Origin of the sequence: Gordonia sp. (in: high G+C Gram-positive bacteria) (assembly GCF_047606305.1) — a bacterium.
GTDB lineage: Bacteria > Actinomycetota > Actinomycetes > Mycobacteriales > Mycobacteriaceae > Gordonia.
On sequence record NZ_JASGER010000004.1, the window covers coordinates 1 to 14,189 of the forward strand.

General features: G+C 69.9%; 17 protein-coding genes. 10 read left to right on the forward strand and 7 right to left on the reverse strand.

Annotated elements, in window-relative coordinates; translation table 11 throughout:
* The coding region (locus tag QM634_RS00235) for an AfsR/SARP family transcriptional regulator (protein ID WP_415040764.1) at window positions 1-505 on the reverse strand (505 nt) is incomplete at its 3' end.
* Window positions 506-704: 199 nt separating this feature from the next.
* Here QM634_RS00235 and pstS point away from each other — a divergent pair.
* Genes pstS through phoU form a run of 5 tightly spaced genes read left to right on the forward strand, consistent with a single transcriptional unit; the run spans window position 705 to window position 5,265 of the window.
* Complete coding sequence (pstS, locus tag QM634_RS00240; protein WP_415040837.1) at window positions 705-1,769, forward strand: phosphate ABC transporter substrate-binding protein PstS; 1,065 nt, start codon at window positions 705-707, stop codon at window positions 1,767-1,769.
* 25 nt (window positions 1,770-1,794) lie between these two features.
* Window positions 1,795-2,826, forward strand: a complete 1,032-nt coding sequence (gene pstC, locus QM634_RS00245; protein ID WP_415040765.1) for a phosphate ABC transporter permease subunit PstC — start codon at window positions 1,795-1,797, stop codon at window positions 2,824-2,826.
* A gap of 1 nt (window position 2,827) precedes the next feature.
* A complete protein-coding gene (gene pstA / locus QM634_RS00250) occupies window positions 2,828-3,733 on the forward strand; it encodes a phosphate ABC transporter permease PstA (protein ID WP_415040766.1) in 906 nt (301 codons plus the stop codon).
* Between the two features lie 35 nt (window positions 3,734-3,768).
* A complete protein-coding gene (gene pstB / locus QM634_RS00255) occupies window positions 3,769-4,545 on the forward strand; it encodes a phosphate ABC transporter ATP-binding protein PstB (protein ID WP_415040767.1) in 777 nt (258 codons plus the stop codon).
* Between the two features lie 51 nt (window positions 4,546-4,596).
* The gene (gene phoU / locus QM634_RS00260) at window positions 4,597-5,265 is read left to right on the forward strand and encodes a phosphate signaling complex protein PhoU (RefSeq protein ID WP_415040768.1); all 669 of its coding nucleotides are present in this window, start codon (window positions 4,597-4,599) and stop codon (window positions 5,263-5,265) included.
* A gap of 35 nt (window positions 5,266-5,300) precedes the next feature.
* Here the strand turns inward: phoU and QM634_RS00265 are convergent, their stop codons facing one another.
* Window positions 5,301-6,743 (reverse strand): cytochrome P450, encoded by a 1,443-nt coding sequence (locus QM634_RS00265; protein WP_415040769.1) that lies wholly within the window; start codon window positions 6,741-6,743, stop codon window positions 5,301-5,303.
* 28 nt (window positions 6,744-6,771) lie between these two features.
* Entirely contained in the window at window positions 6,772-6,963 is a 192-nt protein-coding gene (locus QM634_RS00270; protein ID WP_415040770.1) for a hypothetical protein, read from the reverse strand.
* A gap of 175 nt (window positions 6,964-7,138) precedes the next feature.
* Between QM634_RS00270 and QM634_RS00275 the strand changes: the two genes are divergently transcribed.
* Both QM634_RS00275 and QM634_RS00280 read left to right on the forward strand, forming a co-directional pair.
* Window positions 7,139-8,356, forward strand: a complete 1,218-nt coding sequence (locus QM634_RS00275; RefSeq protein ID WP_415040771.1) for a sensor histidine kinase — start codon at window positions 7,139-7,141, stop codon at window positions 8,354-8,356.
* Window positions 8,346-9,035: a response regulator gene (locus QM634_RS00280; protein ID WP_415040772.1), complete on the forward strand. Its 690-nt coding sequence runs from the start codon at window positions 8,346-8,348 to the stop codon at window positions 9,033-9,035. The genes QM634_RS00275 and QM634_RS00280 overlap by 11 nt, the downstream gene beginning before the upstream one ends.
* Window positions 9,036-9,047: 12 nt before the next feature.
* On the opposite strand, the gene QM634_RS00285 is transcribed toward QM634_RS00280, so the two are convergent.
* From QM634_RS00285 to QM634_RS00300, 4 genes are read right to left on the reverse strand one after another with little or no spacing between them, the layout of a single operon-like run.
* Window positions 9,048-9,920, reverse strand: a complete 873-nt coding sequence (locus QM634_RS00285; protein ID WP_415040773.1) for a DNA-3-methyladenine glycosylase family protein — start codon at window positions 9,918-9,920, stop codon at window positions 9,048-9,050.
* Window positions 9,917-10,342: a type II toxin-antitoxin system VapC family toxin gene (locus tag QM634_RS00290; protein WP_415040774.1), complete on the reverse strand. Its 426-nt coding sequence runs from the start codon at window positions 10,340-10,342 to the stop codon at window positions 9,917-9,919. Before QM634_RS00290 ends, QM634_RS00285 begins: the two co-directional genes overlap by 4 nt.
* Window positions 10,332-10,601: a type II toxin-antitoxin system Phd/YefM family antitoxin gene (locus tag QM634_RS00295; protein WP_415040775.1), complete on the reverse strand. Its 270-nt coding sequence runs from the start codon at window positions 10,599-10,601 to the stop codon at window positions 10,332-10,334. The genes QM634_RS00290 and QM634_RS00295 overlap by 11 nt, the downstream gene beginning before the upstream one ends.
* Window positions 10,602-10,630: 29 nt before the next feature.
* Window positions 10,631-11,200 (reverse strand): GNAT family N-acetyltransferase, encoded by a 570-nt coding sequence (locus QM634_RS00300; RefSeq protein ID WP_415040776.1) that lies wholly within the window; start codon window positions 11,198-11,200, stop codon window positions 10,631-10,633.
* 71 nt (window positions 11,201-11,271) lie between these two features.
* On the opposite strand from QM634_RS00300, the gene QM634_RS00305 reads away from it, so the two are divergent.
* Genes QM634_RS00305 through QM634_RS00315 form a run of 3 tightly spaced genes read left to right on the forward strand, consistent with a single transcriptional unit; the run spans window position 11,272 to window position 14,189 of the window.
* Complete coding sequence (locus QM634_RS00305) at window positions 11,272-11,967, forward strand: DsbA family protein (protein ID WP_415040777.1); 696 nt, start codon at window positions 11,272-11,274, stop codon at window positions 11,965-11,967.
* Window positions 11,968-11,969: 2 nt separating this feature from the next.
* Complete coding sequence (locus tag QM634_RS00310) at window positions 11,970-12,770, forward strand: cytochrome c biogenesis CcdA family protein (RefSeq protein ID WP_415040778.1); 801 nt, start codon at window positions 11,970-11,972, stop codon at window positions 12,768-12,770.
* A gap of 15 nt (window positions 12,771-12,785) precedes the next feature.
* Window positions 12,786-14,189, forward strand: a complete 1,404-nt coding sequence (locus tag QM634_RS00315) for a carotenoid oxygenase family protein (protein WP_415040779.1) — start codon at window positions 12,786-12,788, stop codon at window positions 14,187-14,189.

The following is a 14,189-nucleotide window of genomic DNA, read 5'->3' on the forward strand; positions in this document are numbered from 1 at the left end:
GTGCGCGGGCGCCGGCGAAGTCGCCGTCGCGCAGGGCGCGGTTCGCGGTGGCGTCGTCGAGTCGGCGCCGGATCGCCTCGGCCCGACGGGCCACGTCGTCGGCCAGCGGGGAGTCGTCGCCCAGGTCGTCACCGGGCTGCCCGCGCCACAGGGCGGCGGCCCGGGTGATGCCGTCGGGTTCGCCGTCGGCGAGCAGGCGGTTGGCCTGCGCGAGGTCGGTGTCGACACCGGTGAGGCGATAGGACGTGCCGACGCCCTCGATGACCGCGTCGCCGAGCACCGGGCGCAACCGGGAGATTTGCGTCTGCAGCGCGGGTCCGGGCGCACGCGGCGGATCGTCGGCCCACACGTCGTCGATGAGGCGCTGCGCCGAGCGCGGCCGTCCCTCGGCCAGGACCAGCGAGACCAGCAACCGACGTGCGCGCAGACCCGCGACCGGCTCACCCGACACGGTCACCGGTCCGAGCAGGCCCACCATCGTCGGGCAGTCGGGTTGCTGGGGCACCCCGCCAGCCTAATCACCGGCGCCGACCGTGCCGCGGGTGTTGGCACCGGCACGGAATCTGTCTGTGATCCCAACCACCCGAATCGGACAGTTTGTGTTCGGTCACCGTTCACCTTCGCGCTTCAGCACGTCCATCCCGACCCCATAGCGTCCGTTTCGACGAGCCCGGGATGCGGGCCGCCCAAACGAAAGGTCGATGGTGCGATACCAGCGCAATGGAGTCCGCGTTACCGCGGCAGTGGCAGGAGTGGCAGCCGTCCTGGCTGTGTCGGCATGTGGTGGTTCGTCCAGCGGGGCGACGATCACCGGCGAAGGCTCGACGGCACAGCAGAAGGCGATGGAGCACTTCGCCAAGGTGCTGACCGATGAGGGCGGCTCGGTCCTCGACTACACCGGCAGCGGCTCGGGCGACGGGATCAAGAAGTTCCTCGCCGGCGACGTCGACTTCGCCGGCTCGGACTCGCCGCTCAAGGAGGACGAGGTCGCCAAGGCCAAGGAGCGCTGCGGCGGCAACGACGCCTGGCACCTGCCCCTGGTTGCCGGCCCGGTGGCCGTGGCCTACAACCTGGACGGCGTCGACGACCTGAAGCTGTCGCCGTCGGTCATCGCGAAGATCTTCGACTCGAAGATCACCACCTGGAACGACAAGGACATCGCCGCGCTCAACCCGGGCGTCAAGCTCCCGTCGACCAAGATCGTCCCGGTGCACCGCAGCGACAGCTCGGGCACCACCGACAACTTCCAGAAGTTCCTGAGCAGCGCCGCGCCGCAGGACTGGTCCTACGAGCACTCCAAGGAGTTCAAGGGCAAGGGCGGCTCGGCCGCGTCCAAGTCGACCGGCGTCGGCGACACCGTCAAGAAGACCCAGGGCGCCATCACCTACGTCGAGTGGGGCTTCGCCACCGAGAACAACCTCGGTGTCGCCTCGATCGACTTCGGCAGCGGTGCGGTCAAGCTGACCTCCGAGTCCGCCGCCAAGGCGCTCGACGCGGTGCAGTTCAAGGACGAGGGCTCCAAGGACCGCGTCGTCGACGCGGACGCGCTCTTCGCCTCGAAGGCGGCCGGCGCCTACCCGCTGCTGCTGACCACCTACGAGGTCGTCTGCAGCACCGGCTACCCCAAGTCCGAGACCGCCCCGGCGCTCAAGCAGGCGTTCACCTCGATCGTCGACAAGGGCCAGCAGGGTCTGCCCGACCTGGGCTACGTGCCGCTGCCCGCCGGCTACGTCGCGAAGCTGAAGCCGACGATCGACGCCCTGCGCTGACGCAGTGGTGACGGCTCCGAAACACATGACGTCTCCGTCCACGGGGCGCCATCGCAAGCCCGACGATGCCAATGTCGTACCCACGGCATCGTCGGGCTCGCGGCCGCCCTCGAAACTCACCGGATCGGCGACCAGTCGACTGGGTGACGCGGTCTTCCGCCGACTCTCCATCGGCTCGGGCATGCTCGTCTCGCTGGTCATCGCGCTGATCGCGGCCTTCCTGATCATCTCCGCGGCCCCGTCTCTGATGGACAACCAGGCCAACTTCTTCACCTACTCCGGTGACTGGGAAGTCGGCGGCGGGGTGCTCAAGTTCGGCATCCCCAAGCTGCTGTACGCGACGCTGGTCGTCTCGCTGATCGCCCTCGCGATCGCCATGCCGATCGCGCTGGGGATCTCGGTGTTCCTCACCGAGTACGCACCCAAGCGCCTGGTCAGCCCGGTCACCTACCTGATCGACCTGCTGGCCGCGGTTCCCTCGATCGTGTACGGCCTCTGGGGCATCCTGGTGCTCGGACCCGCGATGGTGCCGGTCAACAACTGGCTGGTCACCAACCTGAACTGGCTGCCGTTCTTCCGCACCCCCAAGGACAACGTCACCAACATGTCCACGGGCGGCACCCTGCTGACCGCCGGCATCGTGCTGGCCGTGATGATCCTGCCGATCATCACCGCGGTCACCCGCGAGGTGTTCATCCAGACGCCGGTCGCGCACCGCGAGGCCGCGCTGGCCCTCGGTGCGACCAAGTGGGAGGTCGTGCGCACCGCCGTCCTGCCATTCGGGTTCTCCGGCTACATCAGCGGCTCGATGCTCGGCCTGGGCCGCGCCCTGGGCGAGACGATGGCGCTGTACCTGATCATCTCGAACACCGGCCCGATCGACTTCAACCTGATGGAGAGCGGCGAGACCTTCGCGACGAAGATCGCGAACAACGCCGCCGAATTCGACTCGCCCGCGAAGACCGGTGCATTCATCTCGGCCGGTCTGGCCCTGTTCGTGCTGACGTTCCTGGTGAACGCTGCCGCGCGCGCCATCGTCGGCAGAAGGCAGGCCTGACATGACGACCACCCTCGAACCGTCGGACCTGGGCGGCTCCCTGAACCGCAAGGGCTCGAGCTTCAAGCCGCTCAGCGGCCGCCGCAAGGCGGTCGACTCGATCGCCCGCGGGTCGGTCGTGGCCGCGGTGATCATCGCGATCATCCCGCTGCTGTGGCTGCTCACCACGCTCGTGCTGCACGGCCTGAACCCGATCCTGGATCCGGGCTGGTGGACGGGTTCCGAGCGCTACGGCGGCGCCGCCAACGCGATCGTCGGCACCCTCGTGCAGACCCTGCTCGCGACGATCATCTCGGTCCCGCTGGGCATCTTCGTCGCGATCTACCTGGTCGAGTACAGCGACGGGAAGTCCTTCCTGTCGCGGACCACGACCTTCATGGTCGACATCCTCTCGGGCGTCCCGTCGATCGTCGCCGCGCTGTTCGTCTACGCGGTCTGGCGCACGACCCTGGGCTTGCCGCGGATGGGTTTCCTCGTCGCGATCGCGCTGGTGCTGCTGATGATGCCGCTGGTGGTGCGCTCCACCGAGGAGATGCTCAAGATCGTGCCGCAGGACCTGCGCGAGGCCTCCTACGCGCTGGGTGTCCCGAAGTGGAAGACGATCGCCCGGATCGTGCTCCCGACCGCCCTGTCGGGCATCGTCACCGGCGTCATGCTCGCCATCGCCCGCGTCATGGGTGAATCCGCACCGGTGCTGATCCTCGTCGGATCGACCAAGGCGATGAACTGGAACCCGTTCGCCGGGAACCAGGAATCGCTGCCGCTGATGATGGTGCAGCAGTACGGCCAGGGCCCGAGCGCCTTCGACAAGGTGTGGGGCGCCGCCCTGACCCTCGTGCTGCTGGTCGCGGTCGTCTACGTCGGCGCCAAGGTCGTGTCGAAGGTCTTCGCGCCCAAGAAATCCTGACTCTCCACATCCTCCGCAAAGGACAGAAAGCAACCATGGCCAAGAGCCTCGATATCAACGACCTGAACGTCTACTACGGCAAGTTCCTCGCCGTGAAGGACGTCTCGCTGCGGGTGCCGCCCAAGAGCGTCACCGCCTTCATCGGCCCGTCCGGCTGCGGCAAGTCGACGGTGCTGCGCACCCTCAACCGCATGCACGAGGTGACCCCGGGCGCCTACGCCACCGGGCACGTCAAGCTCGACGGCGAGGACATCTACGGCAAGAACATCGACCCGGTCAGCGTGCGCTCGACCATCGGCATGGTGTTCCAGCGCCCCAACCCCTTCCCGACGATGTCCATCCGCGACAACGTGGTCGCCGGCCTCAAGCTGCAGGGCGAGCGGAGCGGCAAGAAGCTCGACGAGGTCGCCGAGCGCAGCCTGCGCGGGGCGAATCTGTGGGACGAGGTGAAGGACCGTCTGGACAAGCCCGGCGGCGGCCTCTCCGGCGGTCAGCAGCAGCGCCTGTGCATCGCGCGGGCGATCGCCGTCGAACCCGACGTCCTGCTCATGGACGAGCCGTGTTCGGCGCTCGACCCGATCTCGACGCTGGCGATCGAGGACCTGATCGGCGAGCTCAAGAAGGAGTTCACCATCGTCATCGTCACTCACAACATGCAGCAGGCCGCGCGCGTCAGCGACAAGACCGCCTTCTTCAACCTCGAGGGCGTCGGCCAGCCGGGCCAGTTGGTGGAGTTCAACGACACCGAGGCCGTGTTCTCGAATCCGATCAAGAAGGAGACCGAGGACTACATCTCCGGCCGCTTCGGCTGAGTCCTCCTCTGTCCCTCCACCCCCCCACGAACCCAAGGAAGCAGGCACACCGTGCGCACCGCCTACCACGAACAACTCGCCGAATTGAACACGACGCTCGGCGAGATGTGTGAGCTCTCCGGCGTCACCATGGAGCACGCCACCAACGCGCTGTTGCAGGCCGACCTCAGTGTCGCCGAGCAGCTCCTGGACGACCGTGAGCGGATGACGCACCTGACGTCGGCCGCCGAGGACCAGGCCTTCAAACTGCTGGCGCTGCAGGCGCCGGTGGCCGGGGAGCTGCGCGAAATCGTCAGCGGCTTCCAGATCGTCGCCGACATCGACCGCATGTACGCGCTGGCGTTGCACGTGGCCAAGGTCGCGCGCCGCCGCCACCCCGAGCCCGCACTGCCCGAAGAGGTGCGCGGCTACTTCGCCGAGATGGGGCGGCTGGCCGTGCGCCTGGCGAACGGGGCGCGCGAGGTGCTCGACACCTCCGACCCGCAGAAGGCGCTGGCGCTCGGCGTCGACGACGACGCGATGGACGACCTGCACAAGCACCTGTTCACCGTGCTGATGGACCGCGACTGGCCGCACGGCGTCGCCGCCGCCGTCGACGTCACCCTGCTCGGCCGCTACTACGAGCGCTTCGCCGACCACGCGGTGTCCATCGGTCGACGGGTCGTCTTCCAGGCGACCGGGCAGACGCCCGAGCAGATCGCCGACGCGGCCAAGGACTAGGTCGCGCACTGGGGAAGGCCCAGCCGAAGCTGGTTTCAGTTGATCGTGTCGGCGATAACGACGCCGCCGCGACCCGGGATCATCGTCACGTTGCGGTGCCGGGGCCTCTCCGGCGCGCGGTCGTGCGTGCGCAGCTCGACGCGGCGCAGGATCTGTCCGACGACGGTCTGCAGCTCCGCCATCGCCAGTGGCGCGCCCAGGCAGCGCCGGATCCCGCCGCCGAAGGGCATCAGCTCGTAGGGGTTGATCCGCACGCCCAGGAAACGCTCCGGTCGAAACGCGAACGGATCCGGGTACAGGTCGTCGCGGTGGTGCAGCAGCAGGATGCTGACGAGTGCGGTCACGCCGTCCTCGCCGCCGGCGCGGGTCCCGCCGAAGTCGAACGGCGCGAGGAGCTCGCGCGCGACGATCGGCACGACCGGGCGCACGCGCATCGACTCGTTGATCAGCGCCTCGACGTACTCCTCGTTGCCGGCCAGCGCGGCCTCGCGCGCCTGCCGGTAGACGTCGGGAGTGCGGGTCAGCCGCTCGAAGGTCCACGCGACGGTGTTCGCCGTCGTCTCGTGGCCGGCGAGCAGCAGCGTCATCAGCTCGTCGCGGATCTCGCTGTCCGGCAGCGGGTTGCCGTCGGTGTCGGTGGCGTCCATCAGCAGGGACATGATGTCGTCGCGCGTGGCCGACGACCCGGCGGCGCGGCGCTCGTCGAGGACGCGGTAGACCGTCTTGTCGACCATCGCCAGCACGACCTTGAGGAAGCCGACCGGGTCTTCGCGCCGGGCATTGGCCAGCTGGGTGACGGTTGCCATCGGCGTCGTGGACAGTCGGAGCAGGCGCAGCACGGCGGTGCGCATGGCGCGTTCGGCCTCGGTGGCCTCGCGCGGGTCGGGCAGGCCGAAGATCGCCGACATAATGACGTCGAGGGTGATGCCCTGCGCGATGTCGGCCAGCGGGACCGGTTTGCCGACCGGCCATTTCGCCAGTCCGTCCTCGGTGGCCCGCGCGATGCTCTCCTGGTACTTCGCCACCGCCTTCCCGTGGAAGCGGGGGAGCAGCAGGGCGCGCTGCTGGCGGTGGCGCTCGCCGAGCGAGGTGAGCACCGAATCGGGTCCGACGATCGGGGCGAGGGGCGAGCGATGCGTGGCCGACGGGGCAATCGACTCGTCGGCGGTCATGATCGTCTTGACGTGGGCCGGGTCGAAGAGCACGACCACCGGGCCCGGACCGCCGCGCAGCTTGTAGTGCAGGACGTCGCCACCGGGTTCGCCCGCCGCGCGGACGGCGTCGCCGAACAACAGGTCGCCCTGGCGCGTGACGAACTCCAGTGACGTCGAGAACTCGCCGAGCGGATGGAACCGCTTGGGGCGCACCAGTGCCACCGGGCCCTCGCCGGTGCCGCCGATCCCCGATCGGGCGCCCGGCGGGGCCAGGAACCAGTGACCGATCTCGGTGTGCGTCGGCGTGGTGGTGGTGACTGTCATCGGCTGTCCTCCCCGGGATTCCAGCCTATTACGCGGCGCGGTGGTTCGGGCCGGCTTGCAGCGCCCGCCGCGCCTGCCGGACTTCCCGGTCGTGGCGGACCTCGCGGTCATGCAGCGCGTCGGAGAACTCGCGGGACCGGTAGTCCAGCCCGTTCGGATTGCGCAGGAAGAGGAAGAGGATCTCGCCGACGACGGCGGCGATGGCGATTGAGACCAACATGGCGTGCTCCTTGTGCCTGCCTGGGGCGGGGTGCTCCGGGTCTGACATCGACGCTATGAGCCTTGTCTGCGCAGATCAGCGGGCCGCAGGACGATCTTTCCCACCGCCCGTGGGCGGAGGCGGAGTCCGCCCGTGGGCGGAGGAATCCGGCGGCCGGCGGGGCTAGGATCGCAGGATGGCTTGGTTGTTCGAGCGCTACCGGCACATGTTCGCGCTCACCGGCTACCACTACCCGCCGCACTACATGCTCATCGCGCAGGCGGGTCAGCTCTTCTTCTGCTATTTCGCCGCCGGCCAGCGCGTCGTCGCGGGCCTGTCCGGTTGGGACTGGCTGATCGTGGCCGCCGCGCTCGTCGTGGGCGCGGGCCCGGCCTTCGCCTCGATCGTCCAGTTCCACCGCCCGATGGTCCCGATGCTGCCGCTGACCTACGTCACCACCGTCGTGCTGTTCTGGCTGGTCCCGGTGCACGGCGACGTCGCACCGCTGATCCTGGTCCTGGGGGCGACGATGACCTCGGCGATCGTCGGCTTCCGCCAGGCGGTCGGGTACGTCGCGGTCTACGCCGTCGCGGCCGTCGCGGGGGTGGTCGCCGGCGGGATCGAGCAGGGCTGGCTGCTCGTCCTGATGGTCTGCTTCGGCGGCGTCACCGGGCAACTGTTGCAACAGCAGCTGCACGCGATGGAGGCCGAGCACCGGGAACACGAGCGCCAGCAGCTCGTCGAACGCGCCAGCATCGCCGGGGAGGTGCACGACGTGGTCGCGCACTCGCTCAGCATCGTCCTGCTGAACGTCACCGCGGCCCGTCGGGCGTTGGAGGCGGGCGGGGACCGGGCCGACGTCGACGATGCCCTGGAGGCCCTGCGCGACGCGGAGTCGCAGGGTCGCGAGGCGATGGGCGATGTGCGACGCACGATCGAACTGCTGCGCGACGACGTCTCGCCGGACACCGCGCAGCCCGGCCTCGGCGACCTCGACACCCTGATCGCGGGGTTCCGCCGCGCGGGGTCGACGGTTGACTGTCGCTACGAGCGGCCCGCCGAGGCGCTGTCGCCGGCCACCCAACTCGCCGTGTACCGCGTCGTGCAGGAGTCGCTGTCCAATGCCTCGCGGCACGCGCCCGGCACCCCGGTGTCGGTGACGGCACGCCCCGTCGACGGCGGGTTCGCGGTCCGCGTCGGCAATCCGGTTTCCGTCGGACGGTCACCGCGGTCGAGCGGGCCGGGGACGGGTGGGCTGGGGGTGACCGGGATGGCCTCGCGCGTGGAGAACCTGGGCGGGACGTTCCGCGCCGGGGTCGTGGGCGAGGAGTGGGTCGTCGACGCCCGGTTCGTCGACACCTGCGACCCGGCGGACCAGGCGTGCTCGATCGAGGAGGTCATCCGTGGACGGTGACCCGATCCGCGTCGTCCTCGTCGACGATCAGGAACTCGTCCGCTCCGGACTGCGGCGCATCCTGCGCCGCCGCGACGGCTTCGAGATCGTCGCCGAATGTGGCGACGGCGACGAGGTGCCCGCCGCGGTGGCCGCCGCCGAACCCGACGTCGTGGTCATGGACCTGCGGATGAAACGCGTCAGCGGGATGACCGCGACGCGGCAGTTGCGCGCCGGGGACACCCCCGAGAGGACGAATCCGCCGGTCCTGGTGCTGACGACCTTCCGCGACGAGGAGCTGTTGTCCGAGGCGCTGCGCGCCGGTGCCGCCGGATTCGTGTTGAAGGATTCGCCGGCCGAGGAACTCATCCGCGCGGTCCGGCTCGTCGCCGCCGGGGAGGCGGTCCTCGACCCGGCGGTCACCGGTCGGGTGCTGGACGCCTATCGTTCGTCGAGCCCGCCGCCGCCGGGGGACGGCGCCGCGGCCCTCGACCGGCTGACCGCCCGCGAGCGCACGGTGCTCGAGCTGATCGGCCGGGGACTGACCAACGACGAGATCGCCGCCGAACTGGTCATCTCCGTCGTCACCGTGAAGAGCCACATCGGCAAGATCTTCCGGGCCCTGGACGTCCGCGACCGGGCGGCGGCCGTCGTCTTCGCCTTCGACCACGGGGTCGTGGCACCGCGCGCCGGTGGCTGACCACTCGACTGTTCACATGGCGCGGTAGTCGCGCACCGACATGCGCGGCCCTCGTCGGGCCGGGCGGGTGCCGTGCAGCTCGCAGAGTCGGACCACGCGGCCGCGCTGGCCGGCGAACGGTTCGAGCAATTCCAGCATGCCCGCGTCGTCGACGGCCTCGCCGATCAACGTGTGTCCGACGACCGACGGCAAGTGGTAATCCCCGACGGGGACGGCGTCGGGGTCGCCGAGGGCGCGCCGCCGAACCTCCGCCTCGGTCCACGGGCCGATGCCGCGCAGCGCGGTCAAGTGGTCCGCGCCGCGCTCGACGTCCATGCCCGCGGCGCGGGTGATCGTGCGCATCCGGACCGGTTCGGCGCCGCTGCGGTGCCACTCCCACGAGGGGATGTGCGCCCACTCCCGTCGCGGCGGCGGGACGTGCATCGCCGGGGTCGGACCGGGCGCGGGTTCGCCGTACCGGCGCACCAGGTAGCGCCAGGCGCGCCACGCCTCGGTGCCGACGACCTTCTGCTCCAGAACCGCCGGGACCAGCGCCTCCCACACCCGGTCGGTGCGCCCGAGGCGCAGTCCGCGCGCCCGTCGTTGCAGCTGCCGGACGACGGGGTGATCGGTGTCGAGGGCCGCCGGATCGTCGGCCGCTCCGAGGAGGTCGGGGAACTGGTCGATCAGCCACGCCGCCCCCGGGCCCCACGCCTGCGCCCGCACGCTGCCCGCGTGCGCGCGCAGGTGGAGCGTCCCGGGACCGTCGGGGGTCTGTGTCGCGCGCCAGACCGAGCCGTCGTCGGCGAACCGCGTCGACGGATCACCGGTGCCGCGCCGGTGGGCGCCGACGGTGGTGCGCACGTCGACGGGGAAGGTCGGGGTCCAGGTGCGGGTGAGGGTCACGAGGGGCGGGCGATCGGTACGACGTGGAGCAGCGATTCAAGTCCGGCGAAGTCGGGGGCGTTCGTCGTGAACAGCGGGAGGTCGTTGGCGATCGCGATGGCCGCGATCATCTGGTCGGCGACTCGGGATCGCGGGCTGCGTCCGGCGTGGCGGACCGCTGCTACGACGCGGCCATAGGCGCGCGCGGCACCGACATCGAAGGGGAGGGGGTCGAAGTCACTCTCGGCACGTTGGAGGGTGTCCAGGCGCACGGACTGAACGAGAGGATCGCTCGCCATATGCACACCGGCGCCGAGCTCGGCGATCGTGATCGTCGAGATCGCCGCGGTGAGGGGGAGTCGGTCCGCGGTGAGTCGGCGCCAGTGGATGAGGACGTTGGTGTCGAGGAGGCCGAATGGTTCTCGGCTCTGCTCAGCGCTCATAGGGATCGTCTGCGAACTGGTCGCCGGCCGCATCGATGTCCGCCCGGAATCGATCGGCGTCGACCTCGCCGAGTCCGCGCCCCAGCGCGATGAACTCGTCGACCGGGATGAACCGACGCTTGCGCCTGAGTGGGACCAGTTCGCCGATCTGATGACCGTCGCGGGTAACCGTGAACGATTGGCCCCGCTCGACCGCGTCCATGATCTCGCGCGACCGCGAGCGAAGGTCGCGTTGGCTGATCTCCGACGGATGGCTCATGTGTCACATGGTAGCACTCGGTAGCACCCTCACCCGCGTGTCTCCGGCCGGTACATCGGCCAGAAGGACGGGCCGTTCATCGGGAGCCTCACCTCGTCGACGACGGTGAACCCGAACTTCTCGTAGAGCGGGATGTTCACCCGGTTAGAACTCTCCAGGTAGGCGGGACCGTCGATCTGCTCGAGTCGGTGCGCCAGCAGGGCGCTGCCGATGCCGCGACCCTGCTCGACCGCGCCGATCGTCGACAGGTACCAATGCGGCTCGCGCGGGCGGTACTTGGGGAAGAGCTCCTCGATCGCCGCGCCCCGCATCACGCGGGTGCGCAACACCCGTAGGGCCTGCACGACCATCCGCCGATGGTCGACATCGGGCTGGTAGCCGGGTGGATCCCACCAGGCCGCACCGACCGTCCGCCCGTCCCCGTCGACGTACAGGTCCGAGGCGCCGGGGGAGCGATGGACGTCGCTGAACCGCCAGAGGGCCGGGTCGCGCTCGGGGTCGGCCATCACCCAGCGGACCAGTGGATCGTCGTGGAAGGCCCGCGTGAACACCCGCTGCGCTGCGACGCGGTTGCCGTCGTCGATGGGCACGATTGGCATGAATCCACGCTAACCCTCCTGTGGCACGATGACGGCATGAAGCCACGACTCTCCACCGTCCCCGCCGCGGCATGACCGGATCGCGCAAGACACTGGTGATCGTCGCCGCGGTGATCGCGGTCTTCGTCGCCCTGGTCGTGGTCGCGCGGACGACCGGCCACCGAGGGCCGACCGAGAACTCGGCGACGACCGCGGTGGCGAAGAAGCCCGGTGAGCTGGCCGTCGTGCGGCGCGATCCCACCGACCCGATGGGGATGGGCAACCCCGACGCCCCGGTGGTCCTGTCCCAGTGGACCGACCTGCGCTGCCCCTACTGCGCGGTCTTCAACCGCGAGGTGCTCCCCAAGCTGATCGACGAGTACGTCAAACCCGGCAAGGTCCGCTTCGAGGTCACCGACGTGGCCTTCTTCGGCGACCAGTCGGAGAAGGCGGCGATCGCCGCGCGTGCCGCCGCGCGACAGGGCAAGTACTTCGAATTCACCAAGGCCGTCTACGCCGAGGCGCCGGAGAAGGGGCACCCCGACCTTCCGCGCGACCGGCTGGTCCACTTCGCCACGAAGGCCGGCGTGCCCGACCTCGCCCGGTTCGAGAAGGACCTCGACGACCCGGCGTTGGCGCTCACGGTGCGCGATGCGACCGCCGCGGCCCAGGGGCTGGGCGTGCCCAGCGTGCCGTTCTTCCTCGTCGGCACCAGCGCGCTCGCCGGCGCACAGCCGGTCGAGACCTTCCGCGCCTACCTCGACGAGATCCTCAATAAGGCGGGTTGAGGATGGAGCTGGGCCTCCTCGGCGCCTTCCTCGGCGGCGTGCTCACCCTGTTGAGCCCCTGCTCGGTGATGCTGCTGCCGGCGTTCTTCTCCTACGCGTTCGCCAGCCCCGGTGCGCTGCTCGCGCGCACCGGCGTGTTCTACCTGGGGCTCATCACGACACTCGTGCCGCTCGGCGTGCTCGCGGGGACGCTCGGCGCCTTCGTCAACGAGCACCGCACGACCTTCGTCCACGTCGCCGCCGGCATCGTCATCGTGCTGGGCGTCGTGATGCTGGCGGGTATCCCGATTCCCGCGCTGTCGCGGACGACCAGCGCGTCGGGGACGTCGACGGCGGCGGTGTACGCCCTCGGCACCGTGTACGGCCTCGCCGGTGTGTGCGCCGGACCGTTGCTCGGCGCGGTGCTGACTTACGCGGCCCTCGGCGGCAATGCGGTGATGGGCGGGATCACGCTGATGGTCTTCGCCGCGGGCATGGTGGTGCCGTTGCTCCTGCTCGCCTTCGCCTGGGATCGGCTGCCGGTCGTGCAGCGCCTGGTGCGGCCGCGCGAGGTGCGGATCGGCCGCTGGCACAACACGTGGACGTCGATCATCGGCGGAATCCTCACCATCGCGGTCGGCGTCCTCCTGTTCCTCACCGACGGCACGGCGTCGCTCGGCGGGGTCGTCGGCGCGACCGACCAGTACCGGCTCGAGTCGTGGATTATGCGGACGACGTCGCACGTCTCGAATACCGTCGTGGTGGTGATCGTCGCCGCAGCCCTCGGCGTCGTCTGGTGGGGGGCCCGGCTGCGCCGCAAGTAGCCCGAAAGCAGGTGCATGCCCGTGCCCACCGATCCGCACCGGCCCGCACCGGTCGACCTGGCCGCCAATCCCCACCTGTGCGGCGTCTTCGCCCCGCAGCGCGACGAGGTCGACGTCGTCGACCTGCCCGTCCACGGGGAACTCCCCGCCGAGCTGGTCGGCAGCTATCTGCGCAACGGCCCCAATCCGCGCTTTGACCCGATCGGCTCCTTCGTCTACCCACTCGACGGCGACGGAATGGTGCACCGTGTGCACATCGCCGACGGTCGGGCGTCCTACAGCAACCGGTTCGTGCGGACCTCGATGGTCACGCTCGAGGAGGAGCGCGGCGAAGCGATCTGGTCGGGGATCACCGACGGATACACCCCACCGGCGAGCGTCGTCGGGGACGATCTGGCCGGCACGATGCGCGACCTGCCCGACATCAACGTCGTGCGGCACGGCGGTCGGCTGATGGCGATGGCCGAATCAGCACAGCCCTACCGGTTGGATCCGGCGACGCTGGCCACCCTCGACAAAGAGAGCTGCGACGGTGCGATGGCCGGCGGCAGCACCGCGCACCCGAAGGTCGATCCGAGTACCGGCGAGCTGGTGCTGTTCAACTACCTGCTGGAGGCGCCGTATCTGACGTGGTCGGTGGTGGCGCCCGACGGGACCGTGCTGCGTGCGCCGACTCCGATCAGCGGTCTGGACAAACCGCTGATGATCCACGACATGGCGCTCACCCGCCGCTACATCGTGCTGTTCGCCAATCCGCTCGTCTTCGACCTCGCCGCCGCGATGGCGGGTGGGTCGGTGCTGTCCTGGCAGCCCGACCGCGGCACGAGGGTCGCGCTCATCCCGCGCGACGGCAGTGCCATCGGCTGGATCGATACCGATGCGTTCTGGGTGTGGCACTTCGCCAACGCCTACGACGACGCGGACGGCACGGTCGTGATCGACTATGTCGAGCACGACTACCCCGCGGGCTTCGCGACCGAGACGACCCCGAGCGTCCCCACGCTCAAACGCGCCCGCGTCGACCCGATCGCCGGCACCATCGTCCGCACCCGGGTGGGTGAGTGCACCGGCATCGAGTTCCCGCGGGTCGACGATCGGCTGCTGACCCGCGAGCACCGCTGCATCGCCACCGTCGGCGCCGCCCACGGCGACTCGGGTGTCGTGGAGAGTCTGTGGTTCCACGATGTGCGCACCGGCACCGACACCGCGTGGTCGCCGGGCGTCGCGATCGGCGAGCCGATCTACATCCCCGGCGACGGCCACGACTATTGGGGCGCCATCGGCACCGATCCGCAGACGTTGCTCTCGCGGTTCTACCTGCTGTCCGCTGAGGCCCCGGGCGACGGACCGCTCGCGACGATCGACCTGCCCATCCGCGTGCCGCAGGGCCTGCACGGCACCTGGGTCGCGGGAGACTGA

What these genes read in the sequence shown, in the direction of transcription:
- pstC (WP_415040765.1), top strand. Translation starts at nt 1,795, where the DNA reads ATGACGTCTCCGTCCACGGGGCGCCATCGCAAGCCCGACGATGCCAAT.
- pstA (WP_415040766.1), top strand. Translation starts at nt 2,828, where the DNA reads ATGACGACCACCCTCGAACCGTCGGACCTGGGCGGCTCCCTGAACCGC.
- pstB (WP_415040767.1), top strand. Translation starts at nt 3,769, where the DNA reads ATGGCCAAGAGCCTCGATATCAACGACCTGAACGTCTACTACGGCAAG.
- QM634_RS00265 (WP_415040769.1), bottom strand. Translation starts at nt 6,743, where the DNA reads ATGACAGTCACCACCACCACGCCGACGCACACCGAGATCGGTCACTGG.
- QM634_RS00270 (WP_415040770.1), bottom strand. Translation starts at nt 6,963, where the DNA reads ATGTTGGTCTCAATCGCCATCGCCGCCGTCGTCGGCGAGATCCTCTTC.
- QM634_RS00275 (WP_415040771.1), top strand. Translation starts at nt 7,139, where the DNA reads ATGGCTTGGTTGTTCGAGCGCTACCGGCACATGTTCGCGCTCACCGGC.
- QM634_RS00290 (WP_415040774.1), bottom strand. Translation starts at nt 10,342, where the DNA reads ATGAGCGCTGAGCAGAGCCGAGAACCATTCGGCCTCCTCGACACCAAC.
- QM634_RS00295 (WP_415040775.1), bottom strand. Translation starts at nt 10,601, where the DNA reads ATGAGCCATCCGTCGGAGATCAGCCAACGCGACCTTCGCTCGCGGTCG.
- QM634_RS00300 (WP_415040776.1), bottom strand. Translation starts at nt 11,200, where the DNA reads ATGCCAATCGTGCCCATCGACGACGGCAACCGCGTCGCAGCGCAGCGG.
- QM634_RS00305 (WP_415040777.1), top strand. Translation starts at nt 11,272, where the DNA reads ATGACCGGATCGCGCAAGACACTGGTGATCGTCGCCGCGGTGATCGCG.
- QM634_RS00310 (WP_415040778.1), top strand. Translation starts at nt 11,970, where the DNA reads ATGGAGCTGGGCCTCCTCGGCGCCTTCCTCGGCGGCGTGCTCACCCTG.
- QM634_RS00315 (WP_415040779.1), top strand. Translation starts at nt 12,786, where the DNA reads ATGCCCGTGCCCACCGATCCGCACCGGCCCGCACCGGTCGACCTGGCC.